The following is a 19,511-nucleotide window of genomic DNA, read 5'->3' as shown; positions in this document are numbered from 1 at the left end:
CGCCGGAGACGCCCGTCCGGGCCACCGGACCGACGAGGAAGGCGCCCCGCCCACGAGTGCGGCGGGGCGGAGAATGGGCGGGTGCCTACCAAGAAGAAGCCCCAGGTGACCCCCTCGCCCGAGCGCCGCCGTGAACTCCTCGACACCGCCGCCGAGGTGTTCGCCGCGCACGGATACAACGCCACCACCGTCCGCAGGATCGCGGACGAGGCAGGGATGCTCGCGGGCAGCCTCTACTACCATTTCGACTCCAAGGAGTCGATGATCGACGAGATCCTCTCGACCTTCCTCACCGAACTCTGGGAGGGCTACGACACGGTGCTCGCCGCCGGACTCGGCCCCCGGGAGACCATCGAGGCACTCGTCACCGAGTCCTTCCGGGAGATCGACCGGCACCGCGCCGCCGTCGCGATCTTCCAGAAGGAGTCCAAGCACCTGGCGACCCAGCCGCGCTTCCAGTACCTGGCCGACTCCCAGCGGAAGTTCGAACAGGCATGGCTCGGCACGCTGGAACGCGGCGTCGCCGACAAGTCCTTCCGCGCCGACCTCGACATCCGCCTCACCTACCGCTTCGTCCGCGACACCGTCTGGGTCGCGGCGTCCTGGTACCGGCCCGGCGGACAGCACAGCCCCGACGAGATCGCCCGCCAGTACCTCTCGATGGTCCTGGACGGCATCGCCCTGGTGCCATGACCGGCAGTGCCCGCCGGAAGGGGCACCGGGATCCGGCCCCGGAGGTGTGCGCCAGGGACGGGGGAAGCGTGTGCCGGCACCGGAGGGATGCCTTCCGCCACCGGACGCACGCCGTCCGATGGCGTCGCGCAAACGAATTCGACGGAGTTCCGGACCCGCTCCTGGCCAGTTGTGCCAAGGGCGAGGCCGGAAAACCGCCGGTCGGCGAGCGGTGCGACCCCCGCCGCGGACCGTGGGACGTGCTAAGGTTGCGATGTTGCAGTTTTGGTACCCATGAACTTTATGTGCGCCTGACGGGAATGCTTCCTCAGGCGCATTATTGTTTTCCGGCTTTCTCCGGATGGGGCTCAATGCGGCGATTTGGAATTCGTAAAGTGCGGATTTCCGGCACTGCACCTGTTTGAGGAGAATGACATGGCTACTGGAACCGTGAAGTGGTTCAACTCGGAAAAGGGCTTCGGCTTCATCGAGCAGGACGGCGGCGGCGCCGACGTCTTCGCCCACTACTCCAACATCGCGTCCTCCGGCTTCCGTGAGCTGCACGAGGGCCAGAAGGTGACCTTCGACGTCACGCAGGGCCAGAAGGGCCCGCAGGCGGAGAACATCGTCCCGGCCTGACCGTCGGACGCGTAACCCGCAGCCGGGGCCCGCACCGTCAAGGTGCGGGTCCCGGTTTGTGCTGTCCCCGGCGCGCGACGGAACAGCGCGCCGCCCCGCAGGAGCCCGACGGGCCGAGCGGTTCCCTCCGGTACGCCCCGTCCCGGGCGTCCGGCCGGTCCCGCGACGCGGGCCGCGTCGTTCCCGTGGTCCCATCAGTCCCGTAGTTCCAGCAGTCCCGCAGTCCCAGCGGTTCCCGGCGGTTTCCGGGGATTCCTGGGAATCCTCAGGAATCCCCCAGGAGGGCAATTCCGTATGACCCGCTCCGAACGCCAGGACCGCCCCGCCCGCAACCGCCCGTCGAGGGGGCGCGGCGCGGCCCCGGCAAAGGCGACCGCCAAGGGTTCCGGCAAGGGATCCGGCAAGGCGTCGCCCCGTCGCAGGGCCACGCCGCCGCAGGGAGAGTTCGCCCTGCCCGAAACCATGACCCCGGCCCTGCCCGCCGTCGAGGCGTTCGCCGAGCTGGACATGCCCGCGGCCCTGCTGAAGACGCTGGCCGCACAGGGGGTCACCGACCCGTTCCCGATCCAGGGCGCCACCCTGCCGAACTCGCTGGCAGGCCGGGACATCCTCGGCCGCGGCCGTACCGGCTCCGGCAAGACCCTCGCGTTCGGACTGGCGATGCTGGCCCGTACGGCCGGGCGCCGAGCCGAGCCGCGTGCTCCTCTCGCCCTGGTCCTCGTACCCACCCGCGAGCTCGCCCAGCAGGTCACCGACGCCCTGACCCCGTACGCGACCTCCCTGCAGCTTCGCCTGACCACCGTCGTCGGCGGAATGTCGATCAGCCGGCAGTCCGGTGCGCTGCGCCGCGGCGCCGAGGTGCTCGTCGCCACCCCGGGACGGCTCAAGGACCTCATCGAGCGCGGCGACTGCCGTCTCGACCAGGTCGCCGTCACCGTCCTCGACGAGGCCGACCAGATGGCCGACATGGGCTTCATGCCGCAGGTCGTCGCCCTGCTCAAGCAGGTCGAGCCGGACGGACAGCGGATGCTGTTCTCCGCGACGCTCGACGCGAACATCGACCGCCTGGTCAGGATGTTCCTGACCGACCCCGTCGTGCACTCGGTCGATCCGTCGGCTGGCGCGGTCACCACGATGGAGCACCACGTGCTGCATGTGGCCGACGAGACCGACAAGAAGGCCGTCGCCACCCGGATCGCCGCCCGCGACGGTCGGGTGATCATGTTCGTGGACACCAAGCGGTCCGCCGACCGTTTCGCCAAGCGGCTGCTCGCCAGCGGTGTACGGGCCGCCGCCCTGCACGGCGGACGTTCGCAGCCGCAGCGCAACCGGACGCTGGACCAGTTCAAGAACGGCCAGGTCACCGCGCTCGTAGCGACGAACGTGGCGGCGCGCGGCATTCATGTGGACGACCTCGACCTCGTCGTGAACGTGGATCCGCCGACCGACCACAAGGACTACCTCCACCGCGGCGGGCGCACCGCGCGAGCGGGGGAGTCCGGCAGCGTCGTCACCCTGGTGCTGCCCGAGGAGAAGCGGGAGATGACCCGGCTGATGGCCGACGCGGGCATCGTGCCGCGGACCACCCGGGTCAGGTCCGGCGACGAGGAGCTCATCCGGATCACCGGGGCGCGCGAACCGTCCGGTGTCGCGGTCGTCATCGAGGTCCCGCAGCCGGTGGCCCCGCCGAAGCAGCGCACCCGGTCCGGCGCGGACGCGCCGGGCGAGTCCGGCTCCCGTGCGGGCGGCCGTCGACGCCGCCGCGGCGGCAGTGGCCGCGTCGCGGGCGGTGAGGGCCGGAGCACGGGCGGTCCCGCCGTCGGCGGGGGCGTGGGCGGTTCCGCCCGTTCCGCAGGTACGGGGGGCCGGTCGGGCGGAGCAGGGCGCTCCGGCGCGGCGGGCGCGGGTGGTTCGGCGGGCACGGCGGGTTCGGCGCGGGGCGCCGGGGCCGGGCGTTCCCGGTCCGGAGCCGGACGCGGCGGTGCCGAGCGGCCGGGGCGCGGACGCCGGGCCGCGTAGGGCTGGTGCTGTGGCCCCGTCCGGACCGCCGATGGCGTGTCCGGGCGGGGCCGCGGCGTATCCGGTGCTCCGGCCGGATTCCCGTACACCGGCCGGATTCCCGTATGGGACGCGCGGGCCCTGTGCGGAACGACGGTGCGGCGTGAGGGGGCCGCCCGTCGCCGCGGCTCCTGGAGGGGCCCCCGCCGTGTTGCGTCACGAGGCCGTAGCGCACCGTCCCGTCCCGGTCCGTCCCGTCCCGGAGATCCGGCGCGAGCCCGCGGCCCGGCGCGCCGACCGGGTCGACACCCGTCCCGGACCCGCACGTTCGAGCGCGGCAGCCGTCTCCGTACGCGGCATCCGGTGCGGCGGTCCGTCCGGGGCGCCGTGGTCGCCGTCGCGTCCTTGGCGCCCGCCGCCGGACGGCGGGCCCCTGCCGGTGCTTGTGGTGGAGACATCCATGAGCGAATCGGCTATCTTTCCGCACCAAACATTTGTTAGGTGCGGAAGGCGGTGGCCTGCCACCCCCCGCACCGCCCGCGGGGGGAGAGGCGTGATGGCCGCGGAAGGGAACGGGCACGGCGGCGCCGCACCGGGACAACCCGGTTGGACCGGGCGGGAGTTGTGTGCCGGACGGGCGGTGGCCGTGACCGGCGCCGGACGCGGGCTCGGCCGGGCCCGCGCGCTCGCCCTCGCGGCCGAGGAGGTACGGGGCGTGGACGCCGACCGCGGTGTCGGCACCGACGGGGCAGGGGGCCGGACGGTCCGGCGCGGCAGGAGGCCGACGGGATCGTGGCCGCGGGCGGCGAGGCGGTCGCCCGCACCTGCGCCATCGCCACGGCGGAGGGGGCCGTTTCGTCGTTCGCCCGGATCGTCGGCACCGGCTCCGGCGCGGGGCTGCCGGGGGAGGCGGCGCGGCCGGTGTACGGGGCGGATCGGGGCGGCCCGCCGCCGTTCGTGTGCGGATCCGCCACCGACTGTGCGGAGTCCACCACCGACTGTGCGGAGTCCACCACCGGCCGTGCGGAGTCCACCACCGGCCGTGCGGAGTCCGGCCTCGACGTCCATGCCCACCGTCGTCACCCACACGTATCGGAGACCGGCATGCCCCCTCAGCCCCCCGTTCCCGAACAGCCCGCACCGGACCCCTTCGCGCCCGTCTGCCTGGGACCCCTCACCCTTCGCAACCGCGTCATCAGGTCCGCCACCTTCGAAGGCGTGACACCCGAGGGCCTGGTCACCGACGAACTGATCGCGTACCACCGCCGCCCCGCCGCCGGCGGAGTGGGCATGACCACCGTCGCGTACTGCGCGGTGGCCCCGGAGGGCCGCACCGAGCGCCGCCAGATCTGGATGCGCCCCGAGGCGGTACCGGGGCTGCGCCGGCTCACCGATGCCGTGCATCGTGAGGGCGCCGCGATCAGCGCCCAGCTCGGTCACGCGGGCCCGGTCGCCGACGCGCGTTCCAACCGGCTCCCGGCCCTCGCCCCGGGACGGTTCCTCAGCCCGCTCGGCATGCGGATGACGCGGGCGGCGACCGCCGACGACATCGCCCGGGTCGTCCGGGCCCACGCCACCGCCGCCCGGCTGGCCGTGGAGTCCGGATTCGACGCGGTCGAGCTGCACTTCGGCCACAACTACCTGGCCAGCTCGTTCCTCAGTCCCCGGCTCAACCACCGCGACGACGCCTACGGGGGCGGCCTCGACAACCGGGCCCGGGTCGCCCTCGGCATCGCCCGCGCCGTTCGCGACGAGGTCGGCGACACGATCGCGATCACCGCCAAGCTCAACATGGACGACGGGGTGCCCGGCGGCTTCTGGCTCGACGAGAGCCTCCGGGTCGCCCGGCGGCTCCAGGAGGACGGCACGGTCGACGCGCTCGAACTGACCGCCGGAAGCTCCCTGTTCAATCCGATGTACCTGTTCCGCGGCGAGGCGCCGCTCACCGAGTTCGCCGCCGTCTTCCCCCGGCCGGCGCGTCTGGGCATACGCCTCGCCGGTGGCAGGTTCCTGCGCTCCTACCCCTACGAAGAGGCGTACCTGCTGCCCTCGGCCCGCCAGTTCAGGGCCGCGCTCAGCCTCCCGCTGATCCTGCTCGGCGGCATCACCCGCCGGGAGACCGTCGAACTGGCCATGACGGAGGGCTTCGAGTACGTGGCCATGGCCCGCGCGCTGCTGCGCGAACCGGACCTGGTGAACCGCATGAGGGACCGGCCGGGGACGCGTTCCCTCTGCATCCACTGCAACAAGTGCGTGCCGACGATCTACACCGGCACCCACTGCCCGCTCGCCGGCCCCGCACCGGGCCGGCCGGGCCGTCCCGCGCGCGGGGCGGCCGACGTGACGTTCCGGGCGCACCCGGACTGACCGCCGCGCGCACGGCCCGGCGCGGGCGGCCTCGCCGGGCGGCTGCCGGGCCCCGCCCCGGAGGGCCCGCGGGTGTTGCGCGGACCGCCGCTGCCCGCCAGGAGCGGAAGCGAGGTGTCCTGCCCGGCCGCGGTCGGCACCACGCCACGGGGACTCCGCTCCGGCTCGGTCCCCGTTCCGGGCCGGGCCCCCGCGCACCACGGAATCCGGAGGCCATGACCGGCCGGGACCGGTGGCCGTCGTGCCGTACTCTCCGCCCGGTTCAGGTCTCGCAGTCCAGGACCGTCCGGCACAGCCCGCACCGGGCGCGCGTCCGCCCGCGCACCGGGACCCGGATGCGCTGGAGGCAGGTGGGGCAGGGGAAGGACACCCGGAGTCCCCGAGAGTCGCCCTCGAAGGCGTACGAGGCTCCGGGGCCCGTGGGGAGGGTGTCGGGGCGGTCGCGGGCGTGCCGACGGTCCAGGGCGTAGCGGCGCCGGGCCGACCAGCCGGCGGCGGCGAGCGGGGGCTGCCGGGTGTCGCGCAGGGCCCGGGCGCGCCCCTGTGTGTAGGCCGTGTACGCCTGCGGACTGGTGAACCAGGGGGAGGGGTCCTCGTCGAAGGCGAACGCCCGCTTGGCGAGGACGTACCCGAACTCCTCCGGCGTGAGGTACCCGAGTTTCTGGCTGGAGACGGCGTCCTCGCGGAAGGCGTCAAGCAGCAGCCAGCCGGCGCCCAGGTACGTCGTCACCGTGTCGGTGAGGATCTCGTTGTCCCGTGTGCCGGGGAACTCCAGGCCGAGCCGGTGCAGCAGCACATGGGTGGTCTCGTGCGCGAGCGCGGCGCCGACGTCCGCGCGATGGGTGCGGAAGCGGTCGTTGAGTTCGACGAAGTACTCGGGCCCCGCGGCGAGTTCGACGGCGGCGGCGTGCTCCATCGTCCGGAAGCCGACGATCATCCGGGCGTCCGGCAGGTTCAGGTGCTGGACCACGGCCCGTGCCACCCGCTGGGCGCCGAGGTGCAGGTCGTCGTGGTCGGAGAAGGCGACATCGGCCGCGGTGAGGCTCGTGGCGTGGGTGCGGACGCCGTCGCACGACAGCCGGCGGTACAGGGCGGTGATCGCCGAGCGGACGGTGTCGAGGTGGGGGAAACCGTGCACGACCGGACCACCGCCGCCGCCCCGGCCACCGCCCCGGCCACTGCCCGTCACGTGTCCACCCCCGTCCGTGCCGTCCGGCCTCCTCCACTCTAACGGCGCGGTGCACGGACGATCTTGGCCGAAAACTGAATCTTGTGGAGCGTGTGATCACTTCCCGATAATCCCAACCACGTCTTTGTCGCGAGCATGACCATCGAATGTGCCTGTCCGGCGGCCGGCCCACGACGAGGACGCGCGTACTTCGCGAGACACACGGGAGGCCCCTCCACGGACCTCCCGCAACCCCCCACGAAAGAAGGCAGTCTCTTGAAGCAGCTTCTGCGCGCCGTGAAAAGATGCGCCGTCATCGCCGCCGTGGCCCTCGCGGCCGTCAGCCTCCAGCCCGCCGGCGCCTCCGCGGCCCCCGCCCCCGTCGTCGGCGGAACCCGCGCCGCCCAGGGCGAGTTCCCGTTCATGGTCCGGCTGTCGATGGGCTGCGGCGGCGCCCTGTACGCCAAGGACATCGTGCTCACCGCCGCGCACTGCGTGGACGGCTCGGGCAACGACACCTCCATCACCGCCACCGGGGGCGTCGTCGACCTCCAGTCCTCCAGCGCCGTCAAGGTCAAGTCCACCAAGGTCCTCCAGGCCCCCGGCTACAACGGCCAGGGCAAGGACTGGGCACTGATCAAGCTGGCCAAGCCGATCGACCAGCCCACCCTGAAGATCGCCAACACCACCGCGTACAACAACGGCACCTTCACCATCGCCGGCTGGGGCGCGGCCACCGAGGGCGGCGCCCAGCAGCGCTACCTGCTCAAGGCGAGCGTGCCGTTCGTCTCCGACGCCGAGTGCCAGGCCGCCTACGGCGGCGACCTCGTCCCCGGCGAGGAGATCTGCGCCGGTCTGATCGACACCGGCGGCGTGGACACCTGCCAGGGCGACTCCGGCGGCCCCATGTTCCGCAAGGACAACGCCGGAGCCTGGATCCAGGTCGGCATCGTCAGCTGGGGCCAGGGCTGCGCCAGGGCCGGATACCCGGGCGTCTACACCGAGGTCTCGACGTTCGCCTCCGACATCGCGTCCGCCGCGGCCACACTCTGATCCGACCCGGCACCCGATGACCGCCCGGCCCGATACCGGCCCGGTGACGACCGGGCCCCCGTCCCGGCACAGGCGGACCGCCGGTGACGGGACAGGGACCGGGACGCGGTCGGGCGGCCCCATCACGCCCGGACATCACCGGGGGCACCCGCCCGGACGGGTGCCCCCGGACCCAACTCGACGCACGGCGCGCCGGCGTCCTCCAGCTCCAGCACCCACACCTCGTTGACGCCCTCCCGCAACACCGGCCCCGGAACGTACAACGTCCGCTGCGCGCCCCTCGACCAGTACCGCCCCAGGCAGAAACCGTTCACCCACACGAAACCCCGCGTCCAGCCCGGCAGTTCGAGACCCGCATGCCCCGTTCCCGCCGCACCCGCGACCTCGAACGTCCCCCGGAACAGCCCGGTGCGCCCCGCCTCACCACTCTCCCCGACACCCCCGAAGGCCACCGCGGCCAACGCGTCCGGCTCCTCGAACGCCTCCAGCCGCAGCGCCAGCGCCCGCACCCCGTGCAGGTACTGCCGCTCGTGCATCACCCCGCCCGTGATCCCCTTGGGCTCACCGAGCCGCGGCCCGTAATTGACCCGGCCCAGCGACTCCACCCACAGCTCGACCTCGGCGGGCCCGGCCACCGGCTCGTCCAGGGTGTCGTTCTCCTCGTCCAGCACACCCGCCCGGACCCCGTCCACGTACACCACGGCCCGGTCCCGCAACCCCGCCGCGGTCAGCGCGTACGGGCGGCGCGGACCCGGCACACCCACCCGGTAGCGCACCACACCCCGGTCGACACCGAGCTCCTCGAACGTCGGCGCGGCCCCCGACGCCGCGGGCTCCTCATCGCCCAGCACCTCCAGCACCGCGGACAGCGACGCCCACTGCGTGAGCTCGGCCCGCACCCCGGCGGCCAGTGGCACGGGCTCCGGCGGCACCTCCGGAAGCGGCCCGTCCGCGTACGACGCGAACACCTCCCGGAACCGCCAGAACTTCTCCGTGGGACGGCCGTACTCGTCGATCGGCGCGTCGTAGTCGTACGACGTCACCGTCGGCAGGAAATCCTCGTCCTGCAGCGCCCCCGACCGGTTGGCCCCCGCCCAACCGCCGAAGTTCGTCCCCCCGTGCGCCATGTAGACGTTCACCGACGCCCCGCACTCCAGGATCTCCCGCAGCGCCCCGGTGGCCTGCTCCGGACCCCGCGCGACCGGCTCGGCACCCCAGTGCTCGAACCAGCCGCACCAGAACTCCATGCACATCAGCGGCCCCCTCGGCTGATGCCGGCGCAGCACCTCGAACGCCTCCCGGGCCCCCGACCCGAAGTTCGCCGTGGCGAGCAGGCCCGGCACGGAACCACCCGTGAGCATGTGGTCCTCCGGCCCGTCCGACGTGAACAACGGCACCGTCACCCCGAGCCCCCGCAGCATCCCGGTCACCCGCCGCAGATAGACCTCGTCGCTGCCGTAGCTCCCGTACTCGTTCTCCGCCTGCACCATGATCACCGGGCCGCCGCGCCCGATCTGCCGCTGCACCACCTGCGGCAGCAACGCCGTGAACCACCGCTCCACGGCACCCAGGTACTCCTCGTCACGGGTCCGCACCCGGCGCCCGAACCGCCCGGTCACCCAGACCGGCAGCCCCCCGTTCTCCCACTCCGCGCAGATGTACGGCCCCGGACGGACGATCGCCCACAGCCCGGCACGCTGCGCCGCGTCCAGGAACCGGCCCAGCGCCCCCACATCCCTCAGCCGGCCGGGCCGGGGCTCGTGGAGATTCCACGGCACATACGTCTCGACGCAGTTCAGCCCCATGGCGCGCAGCATCGACAGCCGGTGGTCCCACTGCGCCTCGTGGACCCGGAAGTAGTGCAGGGCCCCCGACAGCAGCCGTACGGGCTTCCCGTCGAGCCGGAAGTGGTCGTCCCCCACGGTGAAGTCAGCCATCGTGCTCGTACTCTCCTGTGCGTGCGGTCCCGGGCGGCCGGCCCCGGACGTACGAGCGCACGCACCACGGAGCGGGCGAACCCGGGAGGAATGTCGCAACCAAGCCTCGCCCCCTGGCGTGCGGCCGGTCCATGGACAAAGATCACTGCTGTTTGGACACAATTGTTCGGACCAATGCGATTCGACGGCTCCGGCCGATGGCGCCGCCCGGGCCGGCCGGGACCGCCCCGACCGGCCCGAACGGTGCCGACCGGCACGACGAGGGGGAGGCAGGAAGACCGATGTACCACACCTGGATGCGCTTCTTCACCCCCAGCCCGCTCCACCACCGGCTGGGCCTCGTCTGCCTGGGCGTGGGGCTCCAGCACGGCGCCCTGCCGGCCGTCGGCCCGCGCACCCTGGACCACCACGTGGCCGTCGTCATCAGCTCCGGCAGCGGCTGGTTCACCGGCCCCGACGGCCGCCGGGTCCCGGTCGTCGCCCCCAGCCTGATCTGGCTGACCCCCGGCACCCCGCACCACTACGGCGCCGACCCGGGCACCGGCTGGGACGAGAGCTTCGTCGACTTCACCGGCCCCGCCACCACCACCTACACCGAACTCGGCTACATCGAACCCGACCGCCCCCTCGTCCCGCTCTCCGACACGGCGGGCCCCCGCGCCGCGGTGAGCCGGATGGTACGGGCCGCGCGACGCGGCAACCCGCTGCTGGAGGTGGAGACCGGCGCCGCCGTCCACGAACTCCTCGTCGCCCTGCGCCGGGCCCGTGCCGACGTCGGCCCCGACGGCGACCCGGTCCTCCAGGCCCTCGCCCGCGACGCCTTCCAGCCGCTGTCCGTCGCCGAGCACGCCGCCCGGCACGGCATGACCCCCGCCGAACTGCGCACCGCGGTCCGGCGCGGCGCGGGCTGCAGCCCCAAGGACTACCTCCTCGGCATCCGGCTCGGCCGCGCCAAGGAACTCCTCGCCGCCACGGACCTGCCGGTCGCCGCGGTCGCCCGGCGCGTGGGGTACGACGACCCGGCCTACTTCTCCCGCCTCTTCGCCCGCAGGGTCGGCACCGCCCCGGTCCGGTTCCGCGAACAGCAGGGCCGCAACGTCCCGGGCGGCTGGAGCGACCGGGTCCCGGACCCGGAACACCCGCCCACGGTCCTCCCGCCCGGCCCGGCGGTCTGATCCCGCGCCGCTCCCTGGTCCGCCGCTGCCGCTCCCCAGGTCGTAAGCTCGCTGACCATGACCACGAAGGACATCGACGAGTCCGTGAGCACGGAACTGAACCGGCTGCGCGAGAGCATCGACAACATCGACGCGGCTGTTGTCCACATGCTCGCCGAGCGCTTCAAATGCACCCAGCAGGTCGGCCACCTCAAGGCCGCCCACCACCTGCCCCCCGCCGACCCGGCCCGCGAGAGCCGGCAGATCGCCCGGCTCAGGCAACTCGCGGAGAACGCCCATCTCGACCCGGCCTTCGCGGAGAAACTGCTGAACTTCATCGTCGCGGAGGTCATCCGCCACCACGAGCGGATCGCCGAGGAGTCCGCGACGGGCCAGGACGCCTGACACCCCCGGACGCCCGGGGCGGCCGACAGCCACGAGCTCCCCGGCCGGGCCCGCCCCCGGACGGGGCGCCACCGCCCGGCCCCCTCCGGACCGGCCGCCCCGCTCACCGCCCCGGCCCCACCCCAACCCGTCCGCACCCCGGGGGCCGCGCCGGACACCGGCCCGCCACCCGGATCACCCGCACCGCGACCCCACCCCGGCCACCGCCTCCAGGGCATCGACCGCGACACCCCACGGAAAGCCCCCCGACCGCCGCTCACCGGGCTGATTCGGCACGAACCCGCCCTCCCCGTACAACACATCGACCCCCGCCGCCCGCAACGTCTCCACCGACCGCTCGAACTGCGGATGCCGCGCATAGGCGGCGTTGACGCACGGCATCGTCACCATCGGTATCCCCTTGCCGATCCCCTCGGCGACGACGCCGACGACGAACGACGACGTGATGCCGAGCGCCCACCGGTTGACGGTGTTGAACGAAGCCGGCGCCACCAGGATCGCGTCGGCCCGGGGCCACACATCCGGCTCACCCGGCAACTTGTACTCGGACCGCACCGGATGCCCCGTCAACTCCACGAGATCCGGAAGCTGTTCCCCCAGCCACCGTGCCGCCGACGGCGTCAGACCGAGACAGACGTCCCAACCCCGGTCCCGCATCGAGCCGATGACCCGCGAGACGTCGAGAACCGGGGGAGCGGCGGAACCGAACAGGTACAACGTTCTGACGGTCATGAGCGCCATCCCACACGACCGTGAAGCCGTGCGCAACCGCCCCCGATACGAGTGCATTCAGGAGGATGCACCACCGCGGACCCGTCTCCTGTGCGTACCTTCCTCCTGCTGACCAGCAACGATCGGAGACACGTGTGTGCAGCCCGTACGACGACGCCGTAGGCACCCGCATCAAGGAGCAACGCCGTCTGGCGCACCTGACGCAACGCCAACTGTCCGACCGGATCCCGTACTCCTACAGCCTGCTCAACCAGGTCGAGTGCGGGGCCAAACCGGCAGGGGCCGGCTTCGTCGCGGCGGTGGCCCACGCACTGCGCGTCGACATCACGACGCTGACGGGACGACCGGCCGCGGCCGAACCGCGACGGGGACGCCGCGCCGCACTCGTGCACCCCATCCGCGAGGCGCTCGACCTCTACGACCTCGGCGCCGACGACACCCTGCCCCACATCCCCGCCGACGAACTCGTCTCCGCGGCAGACCAGTTGTGCGTGGACGTCCGCGCCACCCGCCTGCGCACCGCGGCCCGACGACTCCCCGGAACGATCGCCCACCTCACCACCGGGGTATGGCGCACCCCGTCGACCCGACTGTGGCAGGCACTCGCCTCCACCTACCGCACCGCCCACGACATCGCGGTCAAACTCGGCTACTACGACCTCAGTTCCGTCGCACTCGACCGCATGGACTGGGCCGCCCAGCGCGCGTCCGACCCCTGCCTCGCCGCGATCCGCCAGTACATGCGGGCCCTCGCCCACTTCCGGGAGGGCGAATACGTCATCGGCCGCCGACTCATCGACGCGGGCCACAGCCTGGCCCGCGACACCCGCCCCACGACCGAGGCCATCGCCGTCACCGGGCAACTCCACCTCGGAGCATCCGTCATCGCGGCCCGCGCGGGCCACGCCTCATCAGTCGAAACCCACCTGGAGGAAGCCGAACGCTGCGCCGCGGCGGTGGGAGACGTCCCGGCGATCCACTGGCTGTCCTTCGGCCCTGCCAACGTGGCCCTGCACCGCATGTCCACCGCCGTCGAGATGCACCGGTACGACGAAGCACTCACCCAGGCGAGACGCATCACCCTGCCACCCGCGCTGGCCACCTCCCGCCGCGCCCACTTCCTGATCGACCGGGCCCGCTCCGAGATGGAGACCGGCCGGCACGAAGCGGCCCTCGCGAGCATCGACACCGCCCGCCGCACCGCCCCCGAGCAGACGCGCTACCACCCAGGCGCCCGGGAGACCGTCAAGAGCCTGGTGCGCACCTCGCGCCGCCCCCCGGAGAACCTGGGCCACCTGGCCGCCTGGATCGGCATCTGAGGGCTGCCCCGTAGTCCGCGGCGGAACAGTGCGCGGCGCCGGATGCGGTGCATCGCAAGGCTGAGGGACATGCGCGTACTGGATGTATGCGGATGTCCCGACAGCGCCGCGAGGTGCCGTAGCTGATGGTGAGCGTTTCCTTTTGGCTCGGTGCCGCGTGGAGAAGGTGCGGATCCGGACGAGATCGCTGCGGTACGTGGTCAGTCGGAGGACCTCGCGTACCCACCCGACCCGACCAAGCCCTACTGGTGTCCCGTGACCCTGTCGGCGTCGCCTGATCTTGTGTCTCGTCCGGACCACGACCGCCGGCGAAGTTCTCGCCGAGGTCCGGCTCGTCCGGACCCGCATGAAGAGACTCGTCGAGGACAACGCGAAATGCCGCAATCAGGATGACGGGACACCAGAGGGCCTGTCCGGCCCTGATCCACTGCGGGAAAGATCATTGCTCTGCTCCGCCCCCGCATTCCATACTGAGTGCCGCCAGAGATCCTGGCGGTGTTCAAGGGGGGTAATCATGCGTATCGCTCGTAAGGCAGGCGTCGCGTTGACCAGTCTGGTGATGGCCGGGGGCCTCGCCACCGTGACATCCGGCTCGGCTTCCGCCGCGACGGACGAGGTCTGCGGGTACCCGTCCATCGATGTCTTCAACGACGCCGGCAAGTGGGCCGGCTCCGCCCAGTGGAGCGCGAACCCCGGCTGTGGCGTGCTGGGGGACAGCCTCGGCGCCTTCGACGCCACCGCCGACGGATATGGCGTCATCGCCCATCTGAGCGCGCCGGACGGCAGCATCCCCGAACGTGTGGTCAGCACCGCCGGCCACAATTCGCCTTACACCGCGTGGAAGAGCGGCAACCTGCCCGAACACCACAAGTACGTCATGTGGGCCTGCCTGACGAAGGGCGGCGTCGTGTCCCACTGTTCGAACAACAAGGTCGTGACCTCCTGAGGCTCGCGTCCGATGACGGCTTGCTTCTGACGGATCGCTTCTTCCTCGTCGGGTGAGCCCCGGCCGCCGCGGTGGATTCCGCGGCGGCCGGGGCTTTCGGCCGGACGCCGGTGGTATCTCCCCTCTCGGGGCGCCCGCCGTCCGGCGTCGGGCCGCCGGATCTTGTGTGTCTCGTTCCATGGGCAGGGAGCTCTCTGTGGAACAGGCCGCCGAGCTGCGGGAGTTGGTGAGCGGCCGGGACGTGCCTGCGGAGATGGCCATGCGGGGCCGGATCGTGCTGTGACCGCCTGGGGGGGGGCGTCTGCGCAAGGACGGTGAAGGCGTGGCCGGCCAGGAACCCGCGTACCCGCTGACCGGTGCGGCTTGTGATCTTCCTCCCGCCGGATCCGCGCGATGCGGCGCTCGGCGATGTCCTTGCGCGCGACACGTACGCCGAGGCGTTGCCTCGCGAACGGCTCGCGACGGATCGACTGCCGGATCAGATGCCGAACCAGCCTCGGCGGCGGCCGACCCGCGGCTGTTCCTGCGACCGCCGAAGTCCGACAAGACCGACTACCGCGAGCGCCACGCTGTCGAGTGCGGTATCGACCGCCTCAAGCGCCACCGGGCCGTAACCACCGCGGCACGACGAGCCCGCCGTCCGCTACGGGGCGACCGTGCTCAACGAGCGGCTGTGACCAGGAGGGGGCAGCGTCAGGTTGCCGCCGCGTAGCACCGGACGGCCACCTTCTGCTCCGGGCTCCACCGCTGTTCGACCGTGGCCAGCAACTGCCAGCCGAGCCGCTCGTACAAAGCTGTCGCCGCAGTGTCAGAAGCCACCACGTCGAGCACCGGATGCAAGTCGCGCTCCTGTGCCTCTGCGACAGCCCGCGCCATCAACAGCGCACCGATCCCGTGACCGCGGGCCCACGGGGCGACGAACAGCCGGCTGACCACGGCGGTCGCGTCGATGCTCACCCCTGCACGAGCGCTCCACAGCCCAGGTGCCGCGTCTCCCCCGTCGCTCCGGGACAGGCCGATATGGCCGGCGATGCGGCCGTCCAGTTCCGCCACCCACGAGGCGATGAGCGAGGGCGGCGTGAGCCATGCCCCCGGGAAGTCGGGCCAGTTCACCGGATAGCCGTCGTGCTCATGGACCTCTGTCAGCACCCGCACACAGTCACCGAGGTCGCGATGACTCCGCTGCCGGGCACTCGGGGGTACGTCCGCCCCGGACACGCTCTCGCTCTTCACCGCGGCATACAAACACAGCAAGAAGACCCGTGACCAACGACTTTCGCAACAGGCCCTGCGCAGGCCGTTACTTCAAAGCTCCACGAGCGACATGGACCTGCCCGTACCCGTTTCGAGCGGCATCAAGGCCACGACCCGCGCTCTCCCGGTGAACCCGGTTGCCCTGCGCACGTTCCTGACCGCGTTGACGCCGAGTTTCCACGTGCCGGCCGGGGCCCGGGTGGCGCCCCCGGCGCCGTGGGCGGCGGCGTTCTGCGCGAGCATCGCGTTCGGCGCGGTCATCGACGGACCGCTGATCGACGGCGCCGGGGAGACGGCGCTCATATGGGCCGCGACCGTCGGTGCCGGACGCGCACCCCCGGCCTGTCCGGAACACCTCAAGCGGAACGCCGAAATGAGCCCCGAAGGCCACGGCGCGAACCGGACCCACAGCATCCGCACCCCCGCCACCGACACTCACGGAAGTGTGAGCGTTGCCCCCGAACCTGTCCGGAATACTGGATTCGTACCTGTTCACAGGCGAATGAGGGACATCATGACGGAAAGCTTCGACACGTCCACACGATCGGAACGCTGCTGCCACGACGGAAAAGTGACCACCCACCCGATCAAGGTCGACGAGGTGTACGCCGCGTCCGGCGTCGGAACCAAGGTCTACGCCTGCCCCGGCCACGCACCGCTCTACGCGACCCACCGCACCACCGCCGCACCGGACGATGAGGACGCCGGGTGACCACCGTGATCCGGTACGCCGAGTGGTCGATCGGCGCGGACCGGAGCGAGAACGCCCCACCACCGATCCGGCAAGTCGAATGCGTCAACTGCGGCGAACGGTCCGAGACCTGCACCTCACAACTCGGCCCGGACTCCTGGGCACTGCGCCACGCCGGCCTGAGCGGGCACGGCGCATACCGCGAGATCGTCACCGCGTACCTCCGCGTCACCCCCGCCCCCGGCAACCCGCTGTACCCACAGGCCGAACCGTTCCCCACCAGACCCTCCTACATCCCCCGGCCCGCACCCACCCGGCACTCCCGACGCCCGGCCTGACCCCCTCCCGGCCTGACCCCCTCCCGGCCGGGCGACCCGCACACAGCCCCCACCGCACCACCACCACGCGCCCCACCCCTCGGACGCCGACACCCCCCACCACGACCGCACCACCATCCGCCCCCGCCCCACACACCGCTCAGCCCTGCGAGAACCCGCCTGCGCCCCGCCCGACCCGTACGGCAGCATGGACACATGTCCGTACTGACGCGCGACGAAGCGCAGACCCGAGCCCAATTCCTCGACGTACACCGCTACACGATCGACCTCGATCTGACCGCGGGCGAGGAGACCTTCGACTCCCTCACCGTCATCCGCTTCACCACCGCCGAGGCCGGAGACACCTTCGTCGAACTCAAGCCGGACACGCTGCGCTCCATCAGCCTCGACGGACACCCCCTCGACCCCGCCGACCTCGTCGAGAACCGCTTCCCCCTCACCGCCCTCACCGCCGGCCCCCACGAACTGCGCATCGACGCCGCCATGCGCTACTCCCGCACCGGCGAAGGCATGCACCGCTTCACCGACCCCACCGACGGCGAGACCTACGTCTACACCCAGCTCTTCATGGAAGACGTCCAGCGCGTCTTCGCCGCCTTCGACCAGCCCGACCTCAAATCCGTCTTCGCCCTCACCGTCACCGCCCCCGAAGGCTGGACCGTCCTCGGCAACGGCATCGCCGACCACCACGACGACGGCCACTGGACCCTCGCCCCCACCCCCCTCATCTCCACCTACCTCGTCGCCGTCGCCGCCGGCCCCTGGCACTCCGTGACCACCGAACACGCCGGCCTCCCCTTCGGCATCCACTGCCGCCGGTCCCTCGCCCCCCACCTCGACGCGGACGCCGACGAAATCCTCGACATCACCCGCGCCTGCTTCGACCGCTTCCACGAAAAATTCGACGAGCCCTACCCCTTCGACTCCTACGACCAGGCGTTCGTCCCCGAATTCAACGCCGGCGCCATGGAGAACCCCGGACTCGTCACCTTCCGCGACGAATTCGTCTACCGCTCCGCCGTCACCGACACCGAACGCCAGACCCGCGGCATGGTCATCGCCCACGAAATGGCCCACATGTGGTTCGGCGACCTCGTCACCCTCGCCTGGTGGGACGACATCTGGCTCAACGAGTCCTTCGCCGAGTACATGGGCTACCAGACCCTCGCCGAAGCCACCCGATTCACCGACACCTGGGTCGACTTCGGCGTCGCCCGCAAGGGCTGGGGATACGACGCCGACCAACGCCCCTCCACCCACCCCGTCGCCCCCGACCCGGCAGCCGTCCCCGACACCGCGTCCGCACTCCTCAACTTCGACGGCATCTCCTACGCCAAGGGCGCCTCCGCCCTGCGCCAACTCGTCGCCTGGCTCGGCGAGAAGGACTTCCTGGCCGGCATCAACACCCACTTCGCCCGCCACAAGTTCGCCAACGCCACACTCGCCGACTTCATCGACAACCTCGCCTCGGCCACCGACCGCGACGTCCACGCCTGGGCCGACGCCTGGCTGCGCACCACCGGAGTCGACACCCTCACCTCCCGCATCCAGGAAACCGACACCACCTGGGCCCTCGCCGTCGACCACCGCGGCAGCCGTCCCCACCGCATCGCCGTCGGCGCCTACGACCACGCCCCCGACCAGCTCACCACCCCCGGCACCCACACCGGCCCCGACCGCCTCACCCTGCGCGACCGGATCGAGATCGACGTCCCCGGCAACGGCACCCCCACCACCCTTCCCGGCCGTCGCCCCGCCCTCGTCGTCCTCAACGACCACGACCTCGCCTACACCAAGGTCCGCCTCGACACCACCTCCTGGGACACCGTCCTGCACCGCCTCTCCGGCATCCCCGACGCACTCACCCGCGCCGTCATCTGGAACACCGCCCGAGACATGGTCCGCGACGGCGAACTCGCCCCCACCACCTACCTCGACGTCGCCCGCACCCACCTCCCGCACGAAACCGACCTCGCCCTCGTCCAGGGCGTACTCGCCTTCGCCGGCACCCACATCACCGGCCACTACCTCACCCCCGAGAAGCGACCCGCCGCCCTCGCCACCCTCACCGCCCTCTGCCGCGACCTCATCCGCCGCACCGAGGACGGCCACAACCCCGGCCTCCGCCTCATCGCCGTACGCCACCTCATCGACGCGGCCACCCAACCCGACACCATCCAGGACTGGCTCACCAACGGCACCGTCCCCGGCGGACCCGAAATCGACCCCGAACTCCGCTGGCGCATCCTCACCCGCCTCGCCGTCCTCGGCGCCACCGACGAAACCCACATCGCCGCCGAACTCGAACAGGACCCCAGCGCCACCGGACAGGAAGGCGCCGCCCGCTGCCGCGCCGCCCTCCCCACCCCCGAGGCCAAGGCCGCGGCCTGGCACGCCCTGTTCAACGACGACACCCTCTCCAACTACCTCTTCACCGCCACCGCCCAAGGCTTCTGGCAACCCGAACAGACCGACCTCGTCAGCGACTACGTCCCCCGCTTCTACCCCGAAGCGGCCCGCCTCGCCGCCCGCCGGGGCCCCGCCATCGCCGAGGCGGCCGGCCGCCACGCCTTCCCCGCGTACGCCGTCGACTCCGACAACCTCCACCTCGGCGAACAAGCACTCGCCGACACCGACCTCACACCGGCCCTGCGCCGCAAACTCATCGACCAGATCGACGACCTCCGCCGCGCCCTCGCCGTGCGCGACGCCCACTGAACGACCCCACCCGAAGGACCGCACAGCACCACCCACCGTGCCCGGCGCCACCCCACCCACGCGGGGAGGCGCCGGGCACACCCATGCCCACCCACACGCCCGTACCACCCCAACTCCGGA

Annotated in this window: 17 protein-coding genes; 12 read left to right on the top strand and 5 right to left on the bottom strand. The window is 72.0% G+C overall.

What is annotated here, in order from left to right:
* Positions 1-81 precede the first annotated feature (81 nt).
* The 4 genes from ACF1CT_RS15485 to ACF1CT_RS15470 all read left to right on the top strand — a co-directional run bounded on the left by ACF1CT_RS15485 (position 82) and on the right by ACF1CT_RS15470 (position 5,676).
* Positions 82-693, top strand: coding sequence for a TetR/AcrR family transcriptional regulator (locus tag ACF1CT_RS15485; RefSeq protein ID WP_391784325.1), 612 nt, complete (start codon positions 82-84; stop codon positions 691-693).
* 414 nt (positions 694-1,107) lie between these two features.
* The gene (locus ACF1CT_RS15480; RefSeq protein ID WP_376239248.1) at positions 1,108-1,311 is read left to right on the top strand and encodes a cold-shock protein; all 204 of its coding nucleotides are present in this window, start codon (positions 1,108-1,110) and stop codon (positions 1,309-1,311) included.
* Positions 1,312-1,605: 294 nt separating this feature from the next.
* Positions 1,606-3,330: a DEAD/DEAH box helicase gene (locus tag ACF1CT_RS15475; protein ID WP_391784324.1), complete on the top strand. Its 1,725-nt coding sequence runs from the start codon at positions 1,606-1,608 to the stop codon at positions 3,328-3,330.
* A 771-nt stretch (positions 3,331-4,101) separates the two neighbouring features.
* The gene (locus tag ACF1CT_RS15470; protein WP_391784323.1) at positions 4,102-5,676 is read left to right on the top strand and encodes an NADH:flavin oxidoreductase; all 1,575 of its coding nucleotides are present in this window, start codon (positions 4,102-4,104) and stop codon (positions 5,674-5,676) included.
* Positions 5,677-5,938: 262 nt separating this feature from the next.
* On the opposite strand, the gene ACF1CT_RS15465 is transcribed toward ACF1CT_RS15470, so the two are convergent.
* Positions 5,939-6,865: a hypothetical protein gene (locus tag ACF1CT_RS15465; RefSeq protein ID WP_391784322.1), complete on the bottom strand. Its 927-nt coding sequence runs from the start codon at positions 6,863-6,865 to the stop codon at positions 5,939-5,941.
* A gap of 255 nt (positions 6,866-7,120) precedes the next feature.
* Between ACF1CT_RS15465 and ACF1CT_RS15460 the strand changes: the two genes are divergently transcribed.
* Positions 7,121-7,897, top strand: coding sequence for a S1 family peptidase (locus tag ACF1CT_RS15460; protein ID WP_391784321.1), 777 nt, complete (start codon positions 7,121-7,123; stop codon positions 7,895-7,897).
* A gap of 122 nt (positions 7,898-8,019) precedes the next feature.
* Here ACF1CT_RS15460 and ACF1CT_RS15455 read toward each other — a convergent pair whose 3' ends face one another.
* Complete coding sequence (locus ACF1CT_RS15455) at positions 8,020-9,834, bottom strand: beta-galactosidase family protein (protein WP_391784320.1); 1,815 nt, start codon at positions 9,832-9,834, stop codon at positions 8,020-8,022.
* 281 nt (positions 9,835-10,115) lie between these two features.
* Here ACF1CT_RS15455 and ACF1CT_RS15450 point away from each other — a divergent pair, with 281 nt between their 5' ends.
* Positions 10,116-11,009, top strand: a complete 894-nt coding sequence (locus ACF1CT_RS15450) for a helix-turn-helix domain-containing protein (protein ID WP_391784319.1) — start codon at positions 10,116-10,118, stop codon at positions 11,007-11,009.
* 57 nt (positions 11,010-11,066) lie between these two features.
* Positions 11,067-11,393, top strand: coding sequence for a chorismate mutase (locus tag ACF1CT_RS15445; RefSeq protein ID WP_391784318.1), 327 nt, complete (start codon positions 11,067-11,069; stop codon positions 11,391-11,393).
* Positions 11,394-11,567: 174 nt separating this feature from the next.
* Here the strand turns inward: ACF1CT_RS15445 and ACF1CT_RS15440 are convergent, their stop codons facing one another.
* Entirely contained in the window at positions 11,568-12,125 is a 558-nt protein-coding gene (locus tag ACF1CT_RS15440) for a flavoprotein (RefSeq protein ID WP_391784317.1), read from the bottom strand.
* Positions 12,126-12,259: 134 nt separating this feature from the next.
* On the opposite strand from ACF1CT_RS15440, the gene ACF1CT_RS15435 reads away from it, so the two are divergent.
* On the top strand, positions 12,260-13,444 hold the full coding sequence (locus tag ACF1CT_RS15435; RefSeq protein ID WP_391784316.1) for a transcriptional regulator: 1,185 nt from the start codon (positions 12,260-12,262) through the stop codon (positions 13,442-13,444).
* 514 nt (positions 13,445-13,958) lie between these two features.
* Positions 13,959-14,390, top strand: a complete 432-nt coding sequence (locus ACF1CT_RS15430; RefSeq protein WP_391784315.1) for a hypothetical protein — start codon at positions 13,959-13,961, stop codon at positions 14,388-14,390.
* Positions 14,391-15,083: 693 nt separating this feature from the next.
* Here ACF1CT_RS15430 and ACF1CT_RS15425 read toward each other — a convergent pair.
* Positions 15,084-15,539, bottom strand: a complete 456-nt coding sequence (locus ACF1CT_RS15425) for a GNAT family N-acetyltransferase (protein ID WP_391784314.1) — start codon at positions 15,537-15,539, stop codon at positions 15,084-15,086.
* A 156-nt stretch (positions 15,540-15,695) separates the two neighbouring features.
* Positions 15,696-15,947 (bottom strand): hypothetical protein, encoded by a 252-nt coding sequence (locus tag ACF1CT_RS15420; RefSeq protein WP_391784313.1) that lies wholly within the window; start codon positions 15,945-15,947, stop codon positions 15,696-15,698.
* A 211-nt stretch (positions 15,948-16,158) separates the two neighbouring features.
* On the opposite strand from ACF1CT_RS15420, the gene ACF1CT_RS15415 reads away from it, so the two are divergent.
* The 3 genes from ACF1CT_RS15415 (at position 16,159) to pepN (ending at position 19,391) form a co-directional block, all read left to right on the top strand.
* The gene (locus tag ACF1CT_RS15415) at positions 16,159-16,356 is read left to right on the top strand and encodes a hypothetical protein (protein WP_391784312.1); all 198 of its coding nucleotides are present in this window, start codon (positions 16,159-16,161) and stop codon (positions 16,354-16,356) included.
* Positions 16,353-16,673: a hypothetical protein gene (locus ACF1CT_RS15410; protein ID WP_391784311.1), complete on the top strand. Its 321-nt coding sequence runs from the start codon at positions 16,353-16,355 to the stop codon at positions 16,671-16,673. Before ACF1CT_RS15415 ends, ACF1CT_RS15410 begins: the two co-directional genes overlap by 4 nt.
* Positions 16,674-16,868: 195 nt before the next feature.
* Complete coding sequence (gene pepN / locus ACF1CT_RS15405) at positions 16,869-19,391, top strand: aminopeptidase N (protein WP_391784310.1); 2,523 nt, start codon at positions 16,869-16,871, stop codon at positions 19,389-19,391.
* Positions 19,392-19,511: the final 120 nt, after the last annotated feature.

This window comes from Streptomyces sp. NPDC014734 (assembly GCF_043083325.1).
Taxonomy (GTDB): domain Bacteria; phylum Actinomycetota; class Actinomycetes; order Streptomycetales; family Streptomycetaceae; genus Streptomyces.
Note: the sequence above shows the minus strand (reverse complement) of the source record. Positions and strands in the feature narration are given on the sequence as shown.